The organism is Micromonospora sp. NPDC126480 (assembly GCF_040302465.1).
Taxonomy (GTDB): domain Bacteria; phylum Actinomycetota; class Actinomycetes; order Mycobacteriales; family Micromonosporaceae; genus Micromonospora.
The window spans coordinates 148,194-167,854 of the sequence record NZ_JBEORU010000010.1; the positions used below are offsets into that span (position 1 = coordinate 148,194).

Consider the following 19,661-nt stretch of genomic DNA (forward strand, 5'->3'; position numbering starts at 1 on the left):
AGCGCCCGCTGGTTGCATCGCCGCGGCCAGTCGGGCCGGGAGCCACCGGCCCGACCGGCATGGGCACCGGTCAGCGGGGCCACCGGCCCGCAGGGGGAGGAGCAGAGATGGACAGACGACGCCTCATCACGCTCGGGGGGCTGGCGGCGGGAGGCGCGCTCCTGCCCGGTTGCGCGGCGATCGCCACCGCCGGCGGCCGATCCGGCCACTCCGGACACGGCGACCACGTCGGGCACGCCGGCGCGGGTGCCGGCGGCGCGGCGACCGGCGACCCGTTCACGGTCGCGCTGCCGGTGCCGCCGGTACTCAAGCCGACGGCGGTGCTCGGCGGCATCGAACTGTACGACCTGTCGGTTCGGCACACCACGACGGAGATCCTGCCCGGGGTGTCCACGCCGGTCCTGGGCTACAACGGCCAGTTCGTCGGACCCACCATCCGCGCCCGGTACGGCCGGCCGGCGTTGGTGCGGGTACGCAACGAGCTGCACCACCCGACGAACGTGCACCTGCACGGCGGGTACGTGCCGGCGGCCAGCGACGGGCACCCGATGGACGTCGTCGCGCCGGGCGGCCGGCGTGCCTACCACTACCCGAACCGGCAGCGCGGGGCGACGTTGTGGTACCACGACCACAGCCACCACATGGAGGCCGAGCACGTCTACCGGGGCCTGCACGGCTTCTACCTGATCGACGACCCGGCCGAGCGGGACCTTCGGCTGCCCTCGGGCCGCTTCGACGTGCCGATTCTGCTGCGCGACGCGCAGCTCGCCGAGGACGGCACGCTTGTGTTCGACCCGTCGCCGAACATGGACCGGCGGACGATCCTGGCCAACGGCAAGGCCCAGCCGGTGCTGGCCGTCGCCGCCCGCCGGTACCGGCTGCGGCTGCTCAACGCCTCCGCGCACCGCATCTTCGAGCTGCGGCTGCCCGGCGCGGACCTGGTGCAGATCGGCACCGACGGGGGCCTGCTGCCCGCACCGGTGCCGCGCGCCGAGCTGAAACTCACCCCGGCCGAACGCGCCGACGTGGTCGTGGACTTCGGTCGGCTCCCGGTCGGCAGCCGCGTGGTCCTGCAGGACACCACCGGCCCGGTGCTCGCCTTCGACGTGGTCGCCGAGGCCGCCGACGACAGCCGGCTGCCGAACCGGCTGCGGGCCCTGCCGGCGCTGCCGCCGGCCACCACGGTCCGCGACGTGGCGCTGAGCTTCAACCCGGGCTCCACCACGTTCACCATCAACGGGCAGGTCTTCGACGCCGGCCGGGTGGACGCCCGGATCCCGCTGGGCAGCACCGAGATCTGGCGGATCACCAACCGGGACACCGCGTTCAACATCGACCACAACTTCCACATGCATCTGGTGCAGTTCCGGGTGCTCGACCGCGACGGCGTACCGCCGGAGCCGGGCGAGGCCGGCCTGAAGGACACGGTCGCCGTGCCGCCCGGTTCGACGGTCCGCGTGCAGGCCACGTTCACCGGCTACACCGGCCGCTACGTCTACCACTGCCACTTCCTGGAGCACTCCCAGATCGGCATGATGGCCCAGTTCGAGGTGGTGTGAGCCCGACCCGCCGGCCCGGCCGCGGCGGGGCCGGGCCGGCGGGCCGGCACTAGACTTCCCGTCCCATGGACGAGCAGGCCACCCCCACCGACACCCGTGAGTGCGCGCACTGTGGACGCGAGGTGCCGCAGCGCGCCGGCGCGGGGCGGCCGTTCCGCTACTGCCGGGACAACGACGGCGCCTGCCAGCGGGCCGCCCGCAACAGCCGGATGCGCCACCGCAACGCCCCCGGCCTACCCGGGCAGGTGGCCCGCACCTGGGAGGCCGTGGACCGCCTCGACCAGATCGTGGACACCCTCACCGAGGCCCTGCACGCCGAGCTGTCCCCGGTCGGGGTGGAGCGGCAGCTGGCCCAGGCCCGCGCCGACGCCGCCACGCAGGTGGCGGCCGCGCAGGCCGCGCGCGACGAGGCGCGCCGCGACGCGGAGGACGCCGCCGCGGCCGCCACCCGCGCCCGGGAGGCGGCCCGGCTGGCGCTCGCCGAACGGGACGCCGCCCGCGCCGACGCGGCCCGTGCCGCCGAGGAGTCCACTGCGGCGGCCGGGCGGGCCGAGGCGGCCGAGGCGGCCCGTGACGCCGCCCGCCGCGCCGCCGGCGCCGCCGAGGCGCTGCGGGCGCAGGCCGAACAGGACCGCGACGCCGCGCGCGCGGAGCTGCGTACCGTCGGTTCGGAGCTCACCGCGCAGCGCCGCCGCGCCGTCGACCTGGCGGCCGAGCGGGACGCCGCGCGCGCCGACGCGGACCGGGCGGCGCGGGCGGCGGCCGAGGCGGACCAGACCGCGCAGCGCCACCGGGCGGAGGCCGAGCGGGCCGGCGCGGAGGCCGGCAACGCCGCCCGGGCCGCCGCCGAGGCGGTCGAGGCCGCGCACCGCCACCGCGCCGAGGCCGAGCGGGCCCGCGCCGAGGCCGAGGCGGCGGCGCAGGCCCGTGACCGGGCCGTCGCCGACCGGGACCGGGCCGACGCGGACCGCCGGCAAGCGGTGGCGGAGACCGAACGGGCCCGCGCGGACGCGGTGGCCCTGGCCGAGGCCCGGGAGGCGCTGCGCGCGGAGCTGGCCGCCGCCCGGCGGGCCGCGGCCGCCGCCGAGGGCCGGCTGGAGGAGCTGACGGTACGCCTGCGCGCCGCCGAGACCGACCGCGACGAGGCGCACCGGCGGGTCGCCCAGCTCGCCGACCAGGTCGGTCAACTGGCCGCCGCCCTGGCCAACCGGGAGGCGGCGGCGCCGGCGGGCTGAGCGCCGTCCGACAGGGACAGCGGTGTGACCGATCAGTCACCCCGCGACGCCGGCGCCGCCCCTAGGGTCGACGGTGTGGACCCGGACGTACGGGCGTGGCTGCGCGGTCTCGGCGCCGAGGGCGTCCCGCACCCCGGCGGCACCCTGTACGCGCACCTGTGCCGGGTCCACGACCGGCTCGCCGGTTGCTGGGCCGATAGCGACCGGGCTCACCCCCGGCGGGGCGGCGCGGCCCGGCCGCCGGGGAGGACGATGGCGGGATGGGAAAGACGTACGAGCGCATCGAGGGTCGGCTGCGCACCTTCATCGAGGACCAGCCGATGTTCTTCACCGCGACCGCGCCGCTGGCCGCCGACGGCACGATCAACCTGTCCCCGAAGGGGCTGCGCGGGTCGTGGGCCGTGCTCGACGAGCTCACCGTTGCGTACCTGGACTTCGCCGGCAGCAACGCCGAGACCGTCGCGCACCTGCGGGAGAACGGCCGGATCACGCTGATGTGGTGCGCGTTCGCCGGCCCGCCGAACATCGTGCGGGTGCACGGCCGGGGCGAGCCGGTGTTCCGCGACGATCCCCGCTGGCCGGAGCTGGTCGGCCACTTCCCGGACGTCGACACCAGCGTGCACGGGCTGCGGGCGATCGTCGTGGTGCGGGCCGAGCTGATCCGCGACACCTGCGGCTACGCCGTGCCGTTGCTGACCTACGACGGCGACCGGGACCTGCACGCCCGGCGCTTCGCCCGGGAGGACGACGCGTCGCTGGACGCCTACTTCGCCGGCAAGCCGCACGTCGCGACAAGCATCGACGGCCTGCCGGGCCTGCCGCTGCCGCTGCCGCCGACCCCGGCGGCGTGACGCGGCGGGCCGGCGCTGGTCAGTGGATGCCGGCCATCAGGGCCCGCACGTGGCGGGTGAACATGACCGCGCCCACGCCCAGCGCCACCGACGCCAGCCCGAAGGTGAGGAAGTAGGTGGGTTCGGCCCAGGTGTCGGCCAGGCGGGCGACCTGGCCGCCGATCGCGTCGCCGACGGCGGTGGCCAGGAACCACAGGCCCATCATCTGGCTGGCGTACTTGACCGGGGCCAGCTTGGTGGTGGCGGACAGGCCGACCGGGCTCAGCGACAGCTCACCGGCGACCTGCAGCGCGTACACGGCCACCAGCCACCACGGGGACACCAGGTCGCCGCCGACGGCGGCCTGCGCGGCGGCGGCCATCAGCACGAACGACAGGCCGTTGAGGATCAGGCCGACGGCGAACTTCGCCGGGGTGGAGACCCGGTGGCCCAGGCGCACCCACAGCAGCGCGGCAAGCGGGGCGCCGAGGATGATGAGGATCGGGTTCACCGACTGCAGCCAGGAGGCGGGGAAGGTGAACCCGCCGACGTCGCGGTCGGTGTTGTCGGCGGCGAAGACGTTGAGCACCGAGCCGGCCTGGTCGTAGATGAGCCAGAACGCGGCGGCGAAGACGAACAGCCACACGTACGCCTTCATCCGGCTGCGTTCGGTGGCGCTGAGTTCCCGGTCGGTCATGATCCGCGTGAAGTAGCCGATGGTGACCAGCACGGTGACGGCGGTGAGCACGTTCACGACGGTGTCGACGGTGAACAGGTCGGCCACCGCGAGCGCGGCCACCGCCAGCAGCACGACGGCGGCGGCCACGCCGGCGCGGGTCAGGGCGCGGCGGCGGTCCGCGCCCAGCAGCGGGTCGGCGGGACGGGCGCCGGCGTCGCCGAGGTTGCGCCGGCCCAGCACGTACTGGGCGACGCCGAGGGTCATGCCGACCGCGGCGGCACCGAAACCCAGATGCCAGTTGATCTTCTCGCCGAGGAAGCCGCAGACCAGCGGGGCGATGAACGCGCCGAGGTTGATGCCCATGTAGAAGATGGCGAAGCCGGCGTCGCGCCGCGGCGAGTCCCGGTCGTACAGGTCGCCGACCATGGTGGAGATGTTGGGTTTGAGCAGGCCGGTGCCGACCACGATGAGGGCCATGCCGGCGAACACGCTCCACCGCACCGGGATCGCCATCACGTAGTGGCCGGCGGCGATCACCACGCCGCCCCACAGGACGCTGCGGCGCGCGCCGAGCAACCGGTCGGCGACCCAGCCGCCGGGCAGCGCCATCAGATAGACCATCGCGTTGTACGTGCCGTAGACGGCGTTGGCGGTGGACTCGCCGAGCCCCTGCCCGTCCTCGGCCAGCGACGCGGTCAGGTAGAGCACCAGGATCGCCCGCATGCCGTAGAAGCTGAACCGCTCCCACATCTCGGTGAGGAACAGCGTGGCCAGCGCCGGCGGGTGACCGAAGAACGTCCGCCCCGCCGGCGGCCGGGCGGCCGGCGCGTCACTGGCCATGGTGAACCTCCCGCTGTCGCTGGGGCGCTAACATCCCCGTTGACAGCGGAAACACTCCACCCTTTCGGCCCGGCCGGGACGACCCCGCCGGGCGCTCGTCATGGCCGGCTACCCTTGTTGCGGCCCGCCCGGTGTATGCCGGCGGGAATGGCCCGGCGGACACCGACCGTTACACCGTACAGACCAGCACCACGAACGAGGGGAAGACGATCATGGGCGAGCGTATGCTGCGCGGAAGCCGTCTGGGGGCGGTCAGCTACGAATCCGACCGCAACACGGAGCTCGCGCCGCGTCAGACCCGCGAGTACCTGTGCGCCAAGGGCCACCAGTTCGAGGTGCCGTTCGCCGTCGACGCCGAGGTCCCCACGACCTGGGAGTGCAAGTTCGACGGCAGCGTCGCCCGGCTGGTCGACGGCAGCGAGCCGGAGCAGAAGAAGGCCAAGCCGCCGCGTACCCACTGGGACATGCTGCTGGAGCGGCGCTCGATCGCCGAGCTGGAGGACATCCTCGCCGAGCGGCTGCAGGAGGTCCGCACCCGCCGCGGCCGCGCCTGACGCCGACGTGCAACGCCCCCGGGAGTCCCCGGGGGCGTTTTCGTGTCTCCTGCGCGGGAAGGGCTCAGCCCTGCCGGGGTTCGACGATCTCCCCCTCGATGGCCCGCCCGCCGTCGACCACCGTCGGCTCGGCCGGCTCGGCCGGCGCCGGCTGCGGCGTGCCCCGCCGCACCCGCACCCAGCGGGGCCCGAACAGGTCACCGGCGACCATCGACGACACCCGCCGCTCCGCGGCCCGCCGCACCCCGGAACGGGCCAGACCTCGCACCGGCGGCACCAGCAGCAGCAGGCCCACCGCGCCGCTGAGCAGGCCCGGGGTGGCCAGCAGCAGCGCGCCGAGAAGCCCGACCAGGCCGTCGGTGACCTGCGGGCCCGGCGGCTGCCCGGCCTCCGCGGCGGCGCGGAAGCCGCGCCACGCGCGCATCCCCTCCCGGCGCAGCAGCACCATGCCCAGCAGCGACGCCGCGAAGACGGCCAGCACCGCCACACCGAACCCGGCGGCCCGGCCCACGACCACGAACACCGCCAGTTCCGCCACCACCGCCAGCAGCAGAGCCAACGGCACGAATCTCAGTCCTCGGCGCATTCCTCACCTCACCCGCCGGTCGCGGCGCCCCGACATGCCCTTTTTCACCGCTGGTGGTGGGGCTCGGGGGCGCCGTCCCGCCCGTCCAGCATGACACGACCCCGCCGCACCCTCCCCCGCCCGCGGGCCGCGCTACGGCCAGCGGACCTGTCCGGTGGGGGTGCCGTGCAGGACCCGCCGCACCGCCGTACGCCGGTCGGCGACCGCCCAGCCGGTGATCCGCCACAGCGCCTCCGCCACGATCAGCGGGCTCATCTTGCTGTGGCCGCGTTCCCGCTCGGCGAACGTGATCGGCACCTCCACGATCCGCACACCCGCCCGGTGGGCGAGGCGGGACAGCTCCACCTGGAACGAGTACCCCTGCGAGCACACCGACTCCAGGTCCAAGGCGTCCAGGGCGCTGAGCCGGTACACCCGGTAGCCGCCGGTGGCGTCGGACACCGGCATCCCCAACGCCAGCCGCGCGTACAGGTTGCCGAAGCGCGACAGCAGCAGCCGCCGCAGCGGCCAGTTGTGCACCCGCGCCCCACCGGTCCACCGCGACCCGATCACCACCTCGGCGTCACGCGCGGCGGCCAGCAGCGCCGGCAGGTCCTCCGGGGCGTGGGAGCCGTCGGCGTCCATCTCCACCACGGCGTCGTAGCCGCGCTCGCGCGCCCACCCGAACCCGGCCAGGTACGCGGCGCCGAGGCCCTGCTTGCCCTCGCGGTGCAGTACGTGCACGCGCGGGTCGGCGCCGGCGAGGGCGTCGGCGAGCGCCCCGGTGCCGTCCGGGCTGTTGTCGTCGGCGACCAGGACGTGCACCGCCGGCGCGGCCCGGCGTACCCGGTCCACGATCTGGGTCAGGTTGTCGGCCTCGTTGTAGGTCGGGATCACCACGAGCACCCGTCCCACCCCGGGGTGACCGGTCTCGTCGCCCACTCCTCGTCGTCCCCCTCCGCCGGCGTACCGGCCGTCACCGGGCCCCGGGCGGCCCGGTCAGGCTGTCGTGGCGGCGGTCGGCGCTGCGGCGGGCCGGGCCCGCCGGCGCCGCACCGCGGCGGCGGCCAGCGCCGCCACCGCCAGGGCGGTCAGCGTCACCTCCGGCCACAGCCCGACCCGGGTGGCGAGCGTGCGCCCGTCGGCGAGGTCCAGCTGCCGCACCACGACCGCGCGGGTGTTGAACCCGGTGGCGTCGCTTACCCGCCCGTGCGGGGAAACGAACCCGGACACACCGACCGTGGAGGCCATCAACGCCGGCCGGCCGTGCTCGACCGCCCGCAGCCGCACCATGGCCAGCTGCTGGCGGGCCTCGGCCACGTCGAAGGTGGCGTTGTTGGTCTGCACCACCAGCAGCTGCGCGCCGCCGGTGACGGTGTCGCGGACCACCTCGTCGTAGGCGACCTCGAAGCAGATGACGTCGCCGAGCACCGCGGGACCGGCACGCAGCACCCCCGGTGCGGTGCCGGGCACGAAGTCGGCCCGGACCCGGTCGACCTGCTTGCTGACCATGCGCGCCACGTCCCGCAGCGGCACGTACTCGGCGAACGGCACCGGATGCCGCTTGGTGTACAGCTGGTCCAGGTCGGGGCCGCTTCCCGGCCGCCACAGCAGCCCCGCGTTGCGCACCTGTCCCGGGCCGGGCCCGCGCAGCACGGCCCCGACGAGGATCGGCGCGCCGATCGCATCGGCCGCGGTCTGGATCCGCCCGCCGGCGGCGGCGTCGCGCAGCGGGTCGATGTCGCTGGAGTTCTCCGGCCACACCACCAGGTCGGGGCGGGGCCGGGCACCGGCGGCGACCTGCGCGGCGAGCGCGACGGTGGCGTCGACGTGGTTGTTGAGCACCGCCTGCCGCTGCGCGTTGAAGTCCAGCCCGAGGCGCGGCACGTTGCCCTGCACGATCGCCACGGTCACCGCGTCGCCGCCGCCGGCGGGACCGACCGGCACCGCCAGCGCGGCGGCCGGCACGGCCAGCGCGGCGGCGGTCAGCGCGGCCACCGGCGCCCACCGGCGCGGCCCGCCGCCCCGCCGGCCCGCGTCGTAGCCGGCCCACCCGGCGGCCACCAGGAACCCGCCGGTCAGGGCTACCGCGAAGGTCACCAGCGGCGCACCGCCCAGGGCGGCCGCGCGCAGCAGCGGCGAGTCGTCCTGGCTGAACGCCAGCCGCCCCCACGGGAACCCGCCGAACGGGGTGCGGTCACGCAGCGCCTCCTGCGCCACCCACAACACCCCGGTCAGCGCCGGCCACACCCAGCGGGCCCGGTCGACGAGCGGCGACACCCAGGCGGTCGCCGCGCCCAGCAGCGCCAGGTAGCCGGCCTGCAGCAGCGACAGCAGCACCCACGGCAGGTAGCCGGTGTGCAGGTTGGTCCAGCTCAGCATCGGGGCGAACAGCGCCACCCCGGCGACGAACCCCAGGCCGGCGCCGGCGCGCAGCCGCCGCCGGTGCGCCGCCGCGGCCAACAGCGCCACACCCACCGGCGCCAGCGGCCACACCCCGTACGGGGGGAACGCGAACAGCATCGCCGCGCCCCCGGCGGCCGCCGCCGCGACGGCCACGGGCAGCGGCAGCGCAGCGGTCGGCGTGGCGGCCGGCCGCGACCGGGCGGCCGGCTCCTGCATCGTCTCCACGGCCGTCACCGGCGCCTCACCACGATCACGTGCCGAAGGCTACCCGCCGGCGGGCGGCCCGCCCCCGTCCGGCGTGTCACCGTGCGTCCCGTACCCGCCGGTGGCCAGGTATTTCAGCCCGGAGTCCACCAGGAGCGTGACGACGGTCGCAGCCGGCCCGAGCGCACGGCCCACCGCGATCGCCGCGACGACGTTGGCGCCGGAGGAGGTGCCGGCGAACAGGCCCTCCTCCCGGGCGAGCCGCCGGGCCATGGCCTCGGCCCGGCCGGTGGGCACGGCGACGACCTCGTCGACCAGGTCGGGGTCCCACATCGGGGGGCGGTAGCCGATCCCGATGCCCTCGATGCGGTGGGCGCCCGGGGCGCCGCCGGACAGCACCGCCGACTCGGCCGGCTCGACGGCGACGATCCGTACCCCCGGGTGGTGCCGGCGCAGCTCGCCGCCGGCGCCGCGCAGCGACGCCGCGGTGCCGACGGCCTGGACGAACGCGTCAACCCGGCCGCCGGCCGCCGCGGCGATCTCGGCGCCCATCGGCCGGTAGCCGGCGATGCTGTCCTCGTTCGTCAACTGGTCGGTCCAGTACGCGCCGGTCCGGTCGCGGATCTGCCGGGCGGCGGCGATCATGTCCTCGATGAGCGCCCGGGTGATCAACCGCCCGGGGGCGGGGAGGACCGTCAGGTGCGCCCCGTACGCCCGCATCTGGGCCAGCTTGTCGCCGCTGAACGCGTCCGAGGTGACGATCCGCATCCGGTAGCCGCGCACCGCCGCCACCAGCGCCAGCGACGCTCCGGTGCTGCCGCCGGTGTACTCGACGATGGTGCCGCCTACGGGTAGCCGGCCGTCGGCGGCGGCCCTGCCGATCATCGCCTGCGCCATGCGGTCCTTCATGCTGCCGGTAGGGTTGGCACCCTCCACCTTGACCAGGATCCGGGCGCAGCCCGGCGGCGCCACCCGCCGCAGCGGCACCAGCGGGGTCCGGCCGATCGTGTCGAGCACCGTCATGCCCCGATCCTCGCCGCCGCCCCGCCACCAGGACAGTTCAAAGAATGAACCGGCGCCGGTAGAGTGGCCGACCGTGACCGGGTACGGACAGTTCTGCGCGGTGGCCCGCGCCCTCGAGGTGCTCGGCGAGCGGTGGACGCTGCTGATCGTGCGGGAACTCCTGCTCGGCGCGGCGACCTACACCGACCTGCGCCGCGGCCTGCCCCGCATCCCCCGGGCGACGCTCGCCGCCCGGCTGCGCGCCCTCACCGGCGCCGGCGTCGTCGAGGCCACCGGCGGCGGCTACCGGCTCACCGCGGCCGGCGCCGCGCTGGCACCCACCGTGCAGGGCCTCGCCGCCTGGGCCACCGGAGCAGGCCGGCTGCCGCTGGCCGACGAGCACCTCGACACCGCCGCCCTCACCTGGGACATCCAGCGACGCGTCGACGTCGCCGCGCTGCCCGAGCGGACCGTGGTGGTGGCGGTGGAGTTCACCGACCGCACCGTCGACCGGCACCACTGGCTGCACCTGGCGCGTACCGGCGTGAACCTGTGCCGGGAGGACACCGGCGCCCCGGTGGACGTGTGGCTCGCCGCGCCGCTGCGGGCCGCCACCCGCTGGTGGCTGGGCGAGCTGACCTGGGCGGGGTTCCTGCGCCAGCCCTCGGTACGGGTGCACGGCGACCCGGCGCTGGTGCGGCGCATGCCCCACTGGTTCCTCGGCTACCTGCTGCGCGCCGACGACGACGCGGCAACGAAATCGGGGCGCGGCTGACGCCGCGCCCCGATGCTCCCAGGCCCTCCCCGGCCGGTGGGGCGAGGATGCGGCGCGCCGACCTTCGGACCGACCCGACGGTGGACTGGCTGCCCCCGCCTGGCCGTTGTCTACTGGCCGTGCCCCTCACCCTGCCCGTACACCGGTAACCGCGGCCGGTTCGCGCCGCCCCGCCGACCCCCGCCCGCTGGACCTGGCCGCCGCGACCACATGCTCGTGTCGCTCGGCCAGCGGACGAAGGGACGAAGCGAACAACAGCCGCTTCCCGTAGTAGGACTCAAAGACGGTACGTGCTCCCCCCGGGGCGCTGTCAACCCACCCCCGACGAGTCGACCGCCCACATCGGCGTGTCGCCCCGGCGAGTCCCGGCGGGGTGGCGGTGTGTTAACAAGGGGCCCCGCTACCACGCCAGGCGTTAAGAAGGGGCCCCTCCTTGCACCCGCAGCGCGAGGGCCCGGGCGGCGTCGGGGTGGTCGGCGGCGAGCAGCCCCGCCGCGGCCAGCACGTAGTCGACGTCCACCACGGGCCGGGCGGCGCGGGGCAGCGGCCACCCACCGGCGTGATCGGCCAGGACGGCGGCGAGCACCGCCGCGGCGTCCGCCGGCGGGGCGTGGCGCAGCACCCCGCCGGAGCCGACCAGAAGCTGCACGTCCCGCAGATCCCGGCCGGCGCGTTCCCCGGTGGCGGCGCCCCGGGCGTGCCGCCGCAGCGCCACCGTCGCGGCGAGCGCGGCGATCCGCGCGTCCACCGCCTGATCGGCCGCGTCACCCGGCAGCCAGCCCGGGTCGGCGGCGCGCCGCGCGGCGGCCGCCGCCAGATCCCCGGACCCGTCGGGCGTGAGCAGCCGCTCCTCGACGGCGGCGCGCACCACACCGGGGGCGCTCCACCGCATGCCCAGGTCCCCCTCGACGGTACGGGCCCGCCACAGACTGCCGGCGACCTCCCGACCCGGCCCGGTCTCCCGCTCATCCGGCGTCAACACCGAGTACACGTCGGTGGTGGCGCCGCCGACGTCGACCACCGCCAGGTCCCCGCCGAGCGCGTCTGCGAGCACCTCCACGCCGGTCAGCACCGCGTCCGGGGTGGCGGCACGCACCAGCCGCGGGAACCGCGGCCCCCGCGACAGCCGCTTGCCGCCGATGACGTGCCGCAGGAACACCTCCCGGATCGCCGCCCGCGCCGACCCCGGCGCCAGCACGCCGATGCGGGGCAGCACGTTGTCGGCGACGGTGACCGGCACCCCCGCGGCGGCCAGCAGCGCGTGCAGGTCGTCGCGGACGTCGGCGTTGCCGGCGAGCACCACCGGCACCCGCCAGCGGGCCCGCGCCAGCCGCGTCGCGTTGTGCGTCAACGTCTCCGCGTCACCGCCGTCGGTGCCACCGACCAGCAGCACCACGTCGGGGCGGGCCGCGCGCAACGCCGCCAGGCCGGCCCCGCCGACCAGCCCGGCGGCCACGTGCACCACATGCGCCCCGGCGGACAGGCCCACCCGCCGGCCCGCCTGCGCCGTCACCAGATGCTCGTAGCCGATGACCGCCAACCGCAGGCCACCGCCGGCCGACGAGCACACGTACCACGGGGCGTCCCGCGCCGGCAGGCCCGCCGTCGCCGCCGCCACCGCCGCATCCAGGCCGCGCAGCACATCGCTGTCCACCGTGGTCGGCGCGGCCGCCGCCGCGACCAGGCCACCGCCGTCGAGGTCGACCACCGCCACCTTCGTGTACGTCGAGCCGACGTCCGCGCAGACCGCGACGTTCACGCCGGCGGCGGCACGACCACCGTGCCGGTGGCGGTGACCGCCACGATCGGCGGGTCGAGCACCTCGGCGGCGGACTCCCCACGGTCGGGGCGGCCCCGGCACACCACCCGCGCCACGAAGTCGATCGTGCGGCTGCGCGTACCCACCCGGGCGACCGTCCCCGTCACCTCCAGCACGTCACCGGCCCGCATCGGCGCCCGGAACTGCACATCCGAGTACGACGCGAACAACCCCTCGTCGCCGTCGGTGCGGATACACACCTCCGTCGCCACATCCCCGAACACACCCAGCGCGTACGCGCCGTCGACCAGGTTGCCCGCGTAGTGCGCGTGGGAGTACGGCACGTACCGCCGGTGCGTCACCGTCACACCCAGCCGTGGGTCGCTCATGCCGCCCGCACCTTCCTGCTCTCGATCAACGCGTACACCAGATAGGACGCCACCTCACCCGGCGTCGTCCCCCGACCGAAGATCCGGTCCACCCCCAGCTCACCGGCCATCGTCTCGTCGAACCGCGGCCCGCCGACGATCAGCAGCGGCCGCCGCCCGGCCGGCATCGCCTCCCGGAACGCCGCCGACATCTCCCGCGTGTTGTGCAGATGCGCGTCACGCTGGGTGACCACCTGCGACACCAGCACCGCGTCGGCCCGCTCGGCCCGGGCAGCCTCCACCAACTCCGGCACGCTCACCTGCGCGCCCAGATTGGTGACCTTCAGCTCCCGGTAGTACTCCAGGCCCTTCTCCCCCGCGATGCCCTTCACGTTGAGAATCGCGTCGATGCCCACCGTGTGCGCGTCGGTGCCGATGCACGCACCCACCACCGACAGCTTCCGCCGCAGCTTCCGCTTGACGACCGCGTTGACCTCCTTGGCCGACAGCAACGGGTAATCCCGCTCCACCACCTGCACCGCCGACAGGTCCACCAGATGGTTCACCCGCCCGTACACGACGAAGAAGGTGAACCCGTCGCCCATCTGCTTGGCGTGCACCAGCATCGCCGGGTCGAGACCCATCTTGTTGGCGAGCTGCACCGCCGCGCCCTCGGCCCGCTTGTCGTGCGGCACCGGCAACGTGAACGACACCTGCACCATGCCGTCACCGGTCGTGTCCCCGTACGGCCGGACGATCCTCTTCTCCCCAGCCACACTCATGCCGCCGGCCCCTCCAGGATCTCCGTCGCCGGGTTGTAGTAACCCGCCTCGTGCCGCGCGACCCCGTCCAGGCCCTTGCCCCGGTCCGCCGGCCGCTTCATGATCCCGAACGTGCCCTCGGCGATCGCCGTCAACAGCGACTGCTCCCCGATCCGCTCCAGCAGGTCCACCGCCTCGGCGAGAACCCGGTGCGCGCGCTGCTGGATGAACCCGCCACGCGCCGGCACGAAATCCTCACCCAACCCGCCCGCCGCACCCAGCACGTACCGCACGTTCTGCAGCGCGATGTCCCGGTCCGACAACCACGGCGTCACCACCGCCTCCGTCATCATCCCGACCAGCAGGATCCCCTGCCCCGTCAACGTGCCCACCAGGTTGAAGAACCCGTCCAGCAGATTCCCCCGGAACACGTCACCGGTCATGTGCTTCGTCGGCGGCATCCACTTCAACGGCGCGTCCGGAAACAACTCCCGCGCCAGCAACGCGTGCGCCAACTCCAACCGCAACGACTCCGGCAGATCCGGGTTGATCTCGAACGCGTGCCCCAGCCCCAACTGCCAGTCCGCCAACCCCGCCTCATGCGCGAAGTACTCGTTGAGCAACTGCGACACCGTCACCGTGTGCGCCTCGTCCACCGCGTCCGCGGTGGTCAGGTAATTGTCCTCACCGGTGTTGATGATGATCCCCGCCCGCGCGTGCACCTGCCGCGAGAACCGCTGGTCGACGAACGTCCGGATCGGATTGATGTCCCGGAACAGGATCCCGTACATCGAGTCGTTGAGCATCATGTCCAGCCGCTCAAGACCGGCAAGCGTCGCCATCTCCGGCATGCACAGCCCCGACGCGTAATTCGTCAACCGCACGTACCGGCCCAGCTCCCGCGACGACTCGTCGAGGGCCGCCCGCATCAACCGGAAGTTCTCCTGCGTCGCGTACGTGCCCGCGAACCCCTCCCGCGTCGCACCCTCCGGCACGTAGTCAAGCAACGACTGCCCCGTCGACCGGATCACCGCGATCACGTCCGCGCCCGCCCGCGCCGCCGCCTGCGCCTGCGGAATGTCCTCGTAGATGTCCCCGGTCGCCACGATCAGATAGATCCACGGCCGCTGCGCCGGATCACCGAACCGCCGCACCAGCCGCTCCCGCTCGGCACGCCGCCGGTCGATCCGCCGGATCCCCGCCGCGACCGCCTTGCGGGCCGCCCGCCGCGCCGCCGTCGCCGCCCGCCCCACCGGCACCGCGAACCGCACCGAACCCGCCGCCGCCTTCTGCGCCAGCAACGTCACATCCGTGATCTGCTCCCGCGCCAGGGCGTCGAACACCGGCACCGCCACACCGTGCCCCAACCCCACATCCGCGACCACCGCGTCCACCAGCCGGTTCACCCACGGAATACCGTCCGGATCCGCGCCGACCACCCCGGCCAACCGCAGCACCGCCCGCTCCACCGACACCGTCGTGTGGCTACGCGCCAGCTCCACCACCGGCCCCCCGGCCCGGGCAGCCAACGCCCGCGCCCGGGCCACCAACGCCGGATCCAGATCAAGCTTCCCAGTCACGCGGACCCTTCCTCATAGATCACCTCGCCGCGCAACACCGTGCGCCGGCACACCGGCAGCGGCGTCGGGTCCTGCGGACCCCGCGCCTCCGGATCCTCGGCCTGCAACACCGGCAACCCCCGCTGCACACCCGCCGGGGTCTCCCACACCGCGAACGTCGCCGGCGCACCCAACGCCAGCACCCCCTCGTTGTCCAGGTGCACCGCCCGCCACCCGCCCCGGGTGTGCGCCGCGAACGCCGACCGCACACCCATCCGCTGCGCCGGATTGTGGTGCGCCACCGCCGCCCGCACCGACCCCCACGGATCAAGCGGCGTCACCGGCGAATCCGACCCGAACGCCAACGTCACACCCACCGAATGCATCGCACCCATCGGATTCGACTCCAACGACCGGTCCAACCCCAGCCGCGACTCGTACATCCGACCCGCGCCACCCCACAACCGGTCGAACGCCGGCTGCATCGACGCCACGATCCCGTACTCCACGAACCCCGCGATCAACCGCTTGTTCATGATCTCCGCGTGCTCCACCCGGTGCCGGGCCGCCCGCACCCGGTCGGTGCCGAGCTTCTCCGCCGCCCCGGCGAACCCCGCCAGCACCGTCGCGATCGCCGCGTCCCCGATCGCGTGGAACCCGCCCTGCAACCCGTGCGCCGCACAGTCCAACAGGTGATCCCGCACCTGCTCCGCCGTCAGGTACCCGTGCCCGCAACCCTCGCCGTCCCGGTACGCCACCGACACGTGCGCCGTCCGCGCCCCCAACGCACCGTCGGCGAACAGGTCACCACCCGCGCCCACCGCGCCCAACTCCCGCGCCCGCGCCGCACCACCCAGCTCACCCCAGTACCCGTACACCTCCGGCACCCCCGCACCGGAGACCGCCAGCAGACCCGTGAAGTCCTCCTCGTCGGAGATCTCCGGCCCACCGCACTCGTGCACCGCCGCGATCCCCAACGACGCCGCGTGCGCCAACGCCACCCGCTGCGCCGCCACCCGCTGCGCCCGGCTCACCGACGCGAACGCCGCCGCCCGCACCACGTGGTGCGCGTCCCGCCGCAGCCACCCCGACGCGTCGTACCCCGCCGCCGCGACCACCTCCGGACACGCCGCCAGCAACGCCCGCGACGCCAGCGCCGAATGGATCGACGCCTGCGACAGGTAGACCCGCCGGCCACCGGCCGCCCGGTCCAACTCGGCCGCGTCCGGCGGCACCGGCACCGCCCAACCCGACTCGTCCCAGCCGTGCCCCAGCACCACACCGTCAGCCGGCAAACCGCCGGCGAACGCCGCCACCGCCTCCAGCAGCTCCCGCCCCGACCGCACACCCGACACATCCAGGCCCGACAACGCCAGACCCGTGTCCGTGGCGTGCACGTGCGCGTCCACGAACGCCGGCGTCACCAACGCCCCGCCCAGGTCCACCACCCGGTCGGCGGCCGGCGCGTCCCCGTCCGACCCCAACCAGACGATCCGGCCACCGGACACCAGCAGAGCCGTCGCGTTCGGGTCGGCGGGGCAGTACAGCGCACCGCCGCGGTACAGAATCGAGGGGTTCGTCATGGCACTCAGTCTGCCGCCAACCGCGCCTCGAACAGGCGGCGGACCCCCGGCTCCGCACGCAGCAGATCCAGCGCGAACTCCGCGTGCCCCGGCACGTAACCGTTGCCCACAAGCATCGACACGTCCGCGGCCAGACCCTCCGCACCCAACGCCGCCGCCGCGAAACTCGTCGCCATCGAGAAGAACACCACAGTGCCCCCGTCGGCGGTCGCCAGCACCGCCCCGTGCTCGCAACCCGGCACGTCCACGCACACCACCGTCACGTCCGCCGGGCCGCCCAGCGCCGACGTCACCGCCGTCGACAACGCCACCGGATCCCGCGCGTCGGCCAACGCCACCACGCCCGCCAGCCCGGCCGCCTCGAGGGCGTCCCGCTCCCCCGCCACCGGCACCACACCGACCGTACGGGCGGCACCCGCCCGCCGCGCCGCCGCCAGCGACAACGATCCACTCTTGCCGGCCCCGCCGATCACCGCCACGCTCACCGGCCGGGCGTCCCCCTCGCGCGCCCGGTCGGCCACGTACCGCCCGACCACCCGGGCGGTCAACGCCGGCGCCCCGCACACGTCCAGCACCGCCAACGACAACTCCGGGTGCAGGTCCTCCGGCAGCACCGCCGCGATCGACCGGGCGAACAGGATCGCGTACCCGTCGCACGGCACCTGCTCGCTGCACCCGTCCCACCGGGCCAGCCCGTCGGTGATCGTCAGCGGTGTCAGGGTCAGCGACACCAGCGTCGCCACCCGATCGCCAGCCCGCAGCCCCAGCGGCGACCGCCGGCCCGTCTCCTCGACCGTGCCGATGAGCATCCCGCCGGAGCCGGTCACCGGGTTCTGCATCTTGCCCCGCGCGGCGACGATCTCCAGCACCTCGGCGCGGACCTTCGCGCCGTCCCCGCCGTGCTTCTCCGCGAGCTGCCGGAAGCTCGCCGCGTCCAGGTTCAGCCGCTCCACCCGGATCCGCACCTCGTTCGGCGCGATCTGCGGGCTCGCGTCCAGCCGCCACGCCGCCTGCGGCAGCACCCCCGCAGGCTCCACGACACGGTGCAGACCCACCGGTGACGTCACGCCGACCTCCCCCTTCCGACCGCTTGAAGCCCCGGCCAGGACTCGCATCGCGGGAAAACTTCCGGCAGACTAATTTCTGCGCCGGAGATTTTCCAGTAGCCTACGGGACCACTGATCAACCGCACCACACCCAGGAGGAGGGGGCCGTGACCCAGACCCACCCGGTGGAGACCATCCCCGCGCCCCAGCCCGCGCCGGCCCCCGTCCCCACCGCCGGCCAGCCCTACGAGTACCGGCGGGCCCCCCTCGTCGAACCCGACTGGACCCGCTTCCCCGGCTGGCGCCACGTCACCCGCGACCAGTGGGAGAACGCCCAGTGGCAGCGCGTCAACTGCGTCAAGAACCTCAAGCAGCTCCGCGCCGTCCTCGGCGACCTCGTCGACGAGAGCTTCTACGCCGACCTCGAGGCCGACCAGAAGCAACTGGCCACCATGTCCATGCTGGTGCCACCCCAGATGCTCAACACCATGGTGCCGTTCGAGCAGATGACCACCGAGGCCTTCCACGCCGACCCCATCCGGCGCTACATGATCCCGGTGGCCTCCGACCGACGCACCGACTGGCCCTCACACCCGTACGCCAGCCGCGACTCCCTGCACGAACACGACATGTGGGTCGCCGAGGGCCTCACCCACCGCTACCCCACCAAGGTCCTCGCCGAACTGCTCTCCACCTGCCCGCAGTACTGCGGGCACTGCACCCGCATGGACCTGGTCGGCAACTCCACCCCGGCCGTGGACAAGCTCAAGCTCACCCTCAAGCCCGTCGACCGCTACGACGCCCACATCGCCTACCTCAAGGCGCACCCCGGCGTCCGCGACGTCGTCGTCTCCGGCGGTGACGTGGCCAACGTGCCGTGGCGCAACCTCGAGTCGTACCTGATGCGCCTGCTCGACATCGAGACCGTCCGCGACATCCGCCTCGCCACCAAGGCGCTCATGGGCCTGCCCCAGCACTGGCTGCAGCCCGACGTCGTCGAGGGCCTCGAACGGGTCGCCCGCACCGCCGCCCGCCGCGGCGTCAACCTCGCCATCCACACCCACGTCAACCACGCCCAGTCGCTCACCCCGCTGGTCGCCAAGGCCACCCAGACCGCCCTCGACGTCGGCGTCCGCGACGTCCGCAACCAGGGCGTGCTCATGCGCGGCGTGAACGCCACCGCCCCGGACCTGCTCGACCTCTGCTTCGCCCTGCAGGGCGAGGCGGGCATCCTGCCGTACTACTTCTACATGTGCGACATGATCCCCAACGCCGAGCACTGGCGGGTCCCGGTCTGGCACGCCCAGCAGCTCCAGCACGACATCATGGGCTACCTGCCCGGCTACGCCACCCCGCGGATCGTCTGCGACGTCCCGTTCGTCGGCAAGCGCTGGGTCCACATGCTCACCGAGTACGACCGCGAGCGCGGCATCTCCTACTGGACCAAGAACTACCGCACCTCCATCGAGTCCGCCGACCTGGAGGCCCTCAACAAGCGGTACGCCTACTACGACCCGATCGACACCCTCCCCGAGGCCGGCCAGGCCTGGTGGCACACCCACCGCGACGACTGACCCACATCGGGCGAGAAGCGACCGGGCCCCGGAGGACACCTCCGGGGCCCGGTCGCTTCGGTCTCGTCAGCGGGTCACGGCGTCCTTCGCGTCGCGGCCCGCCTGCTTGACGTGCTCGCCCGCCTGCCGGGCCCGGGCGTCGCCGCGCTGCGCGGCGCCCTCCGCCCGCATCCGGTCGTCGCCGCTCACGTCGCCGATGCGCTCCTTGGCGGCGCCGGTCAGCTCGTCGACCTTGTTCCTGGCCTTGTCGGCGAAGCTCATCTCCGCTCCCCTCGGTGGCTCCTTCGGCGTTCCCCGACGGATTCCCGCCTGGTCGGCGACCATGCGTTCCGGCGTGGCGGCCGGCACGTCGCGTAGGGCAT

At 74.5% G+C, this 19,661-nt stretch carries 17 protein-coding genes and 1 pseudogene; 6 read left to right on the plus strand and 12 right to left on the minus strand.

Annotation, left to right across the window (positions count from 1 at the left end; translation table 11 throughout):
• Positions 1 to 107 precede the first annotated feature (107 nt).
• The 3 genes from ABTW87_RS12280 (at position 108) to ABTW87_RS12290 (ending at position 3,645) form a co-directional block, all read left to right on the plus strand.
• Entirely contained in the window at positions 108 to 1,559 is a 1,452-nt protein-coding gene (locus tag ABTW87_RS12280) for a multicopper oxidase family protein (protein WP_350650876.1), read from the plus strand.
• 65 nt (positions 1,560 to 1,624) lie between these two features.
• Positions 1,625 to 2,794, plus strand: a complete 1,170-nt coding sequence (locus tag ABTW87_RS12285; RefSeq protein WP_350650877.1) for a hypothetical protein — start codon at positions 1,625 to 1,627, stop codon at positions 2,792 to 2,794.
• Between the two features lie 260 nt (positions 2,795 to 3,054).
• On the plus strand, positions 3,055 to 3,645 hold the full coding sequence (locus tag ABTW87_RS12290; protein ID WP_350650878.1) for a pyridoxamine 5'-phosphate oxidase family protein: 591 nt from the start codon (positions 3,055 to 3,057) through the stop codon (positions 3,643 to 3,645).
• Between the two features lie 19 nt (positions 3,646 to 3,664).
• Here the strand turns inward: ABTW87_RS12290 and ABTW87_RS12295 are convergent, their stop codons facing one another.
• Positions 3,665 to 5,143: a peptide MFS transporter gene (locus tag ABTW87_RS12295; protein WP_350650879.1), complete on the minus strand. Its 1,479-nt coding sequence runs from the start codon at positions 5,141 to 5,143 to the stop codon at positions 3,665 to 3,667.
• A 212-nt stretch (positions 5,144 to 5,355) separates the two neighbouring features.
• Between ABTW87_RS12295 and ABTW87_RS12300 the strand changes: the two genes are divergently transcribed.
• A complete protein-coding gene (locus ABTW87_RS12300) occupies positions 5,356 to 5,697 on the plus strand; it encodes an RNA polymerase-binding protein RbpA (RefSeq protein ID WP_046564157.1) in 342 nt (113 codons plus the stop codon).
• 64 nt (positions 5,698 to 5,761) lie between these two features.
• Here ABTW87_RS12300 and ABTW87_RS12305 read toward each other — a convergent pair whose 3' ends face one another.
• From ABTW87_RS12305 to ABTW87_RS12320, 4 genes and pseudogenes are all read right to left on the minus strand, one after another.
• The gene (locus ABTW87_RS12305) at positions 5,762 to 6,283 is read right to left on the minus strand and encodes an FxsA family protein (protein ID WP_350650880.1); all 522 of its coding nucleotides are present in this window, start codon (positions 6,281 to 6,283) and stop codon (positions 5,762 to 5,764) included.
• A 132-nt stretch (positions 6,284 to 6,415) separates the two neighbouring features.
• Positions 6,416 to 7,204: a polyprenol monophosphomannose synthase gene (locus ABTW87_RS12310; protein WP_350650881.1), complete on the minus strand. Its 789-nt coding sequence runs from the start codon at positions 7,202 to 7,204 to the stop codon at positions 6,416 to 6,418.
• A gap of 57 nt (positions 7,205 to 7,261) precedes the next feature.
• A pseudogene (gene lnt / locus ABTW87_RS12315) lies at positions 7,262 to 8,973 on the minus strand (apolipoprotein N-acyltransferase).
• A complete protein-coding gene (locus ABTW87_RS12320) occupies positions 8,933 to 9,895 on the minus strand; it encodes a PLP-dependent cysteine synthase family protein (RefSeq protein ID WP_350650882.1) in 963 nt (320 codons plus the stop codon). The pseudogene lnt and the gene ABTW87_RS12320 overlap by 41 nt, the downstream one beginning before the upstream one ends.
• Before the next feature lie 73 nt (positions 9,896 to 9,968).
• Between ABTW87_RS12320 and ABTW87_RS12325 the strand changes: the two genes are divergently transcribed.
• A complete protein-coding gene (locus tag ABTW87_RS12325; RefSeq protein ID WP_350650883.1) occupies positions 9,969 to 10,649 on the plus strand; it encodes a winged helix-turn-helix transcriptional regulator in 681 nt (226 codons plus the stop codon).
• A 415-nt stretch (positions 10,650 to 11,064) separates the two neighbouring features.
• Here the strand turns inward: ABTW87_RS12325 and ABTW87_RS12330 are convergent, their stop codons facing one another.
• Genes ABTW87_RS12330 through kdd form a run of 6 tightly spaced genes read right to left on the minus strand, consistent with a single transcriptional unit; the run spans position 11,065 to position 17,746 of the window.
• Positions 11,065 to 12,408 (minus strand): glutamate mutase L, encoded by a 1,344-nt coding sequence (locus ABTW87_RS12330; protein WP_350650884.1) that lies wholly within the window; start codon positions 12,406 to 12,408, stop codon positions 11,065 to 11,067.
• Complete coding sequence (gene kal, locus ABTW87_RS12335) at positions 12,405 to 12,797, minus strand: 3-aminobutyryl-CoA ammonia lyase (RefSeq protein ID WP_350650885.1); 393 nt, start codon at positions 12,795 to 12,797, stop codon at positions 12,405 to 12,407. The genes ABTW87_RS12330 and kal overlap by 4 nt, the downstream gene beginning before the upstream one ends.
• On the minus strand, positions 12,794 to 13,558 hold the full coding sequence (kamE, locus tag ABTW87_RS12340) for a lysine 5,6-aminomutase subunit beta (protein ID WP_350650886.1): 765 nt from the start codon (positions 13,556 to 13,558) through the stop codon (positions 12,794 to 12,796). The genes kal and kamE overlap by 4 nt, the downstream gene beginning before the upstream one ends.
• The gene (gene kamD, locus ABTW87_RS12345; protein WP_350650887.1) at positions 13,555 to 15,117 is read right to left on the minus strand and encodes a lysine 5,6-aminomutase subunit alpha; all 1,563 of its coding nucleotides are present in this window, start codon (positions 15,115 to 15,117) and stop codon (positions 13,555 to 13,557) included. The genes kamE and kamD overlap by 4 nt, the downstream gene beginning before the upstream one ends.
• Positions 15,114 to 16,679: an amidohydrolase gene (locus tag ABTW87_RS12350; protein ID WP_350650888.1), complete on the minus strand. Its 1,566-nt coding sequence runs from the start codon at positions 16,677 to 16,679 to the stop codon at positions 15,114 to 15,116. The genes kamD and ABTW87_RS12350 overlap by 4 nt, the downstream gene beginning before the upstream one ends.
• A 5-nt stretch (positions 16,680 to 16,684) precedes the next feature.
• Complete coding sequence (kdd, locus tag ABTW87_RS12355) at positions 16,685 to 17,746, minus strand: L-erythro-3,5-diaminohexanoate dehydrogenase (RefSeq protein WP_502891570.1); 1,062 nt, start codon at positions 17,744 to 17,746, stop codon at positions 16,685 to 16,687.
• Positions 17,747 to 17,892: 146 nt separating this feature from the next.
• Between kdd and ABTW87_RS12360 the strand changes: the two genes are divergently transcribed.
• Complete coding sequence (locus ABTW87_RS12360; RefSeq protein WP_350650889.1) at positions 17,893 to 19,299, plus strand: KamA family radical SAM protein; 1,407 nt, start codon at positions 17,893 to 17,895, stop codon at positions 19,297 to 19,299.
• Between the two features lie 66 nt (positions 19,300 to 19,365).
• On the opposite strand, the gene ABTW87_RS12365 is transcribed toward ABTW87_RS12360, so the two are convergent.
• Complete coding sequence (locus ABTW87_RS12365) at positions 19,366 to 19,560, minus strand: CsbD family protein (protein WP_350650890.1); 195 nt, start codon at positions 19,558 to 19,560, stop codon at positions 19,366 to 19,368.
• Between the last annotated feature and the right edge of the window lie 101 nt (positions 19,561 to 19,661).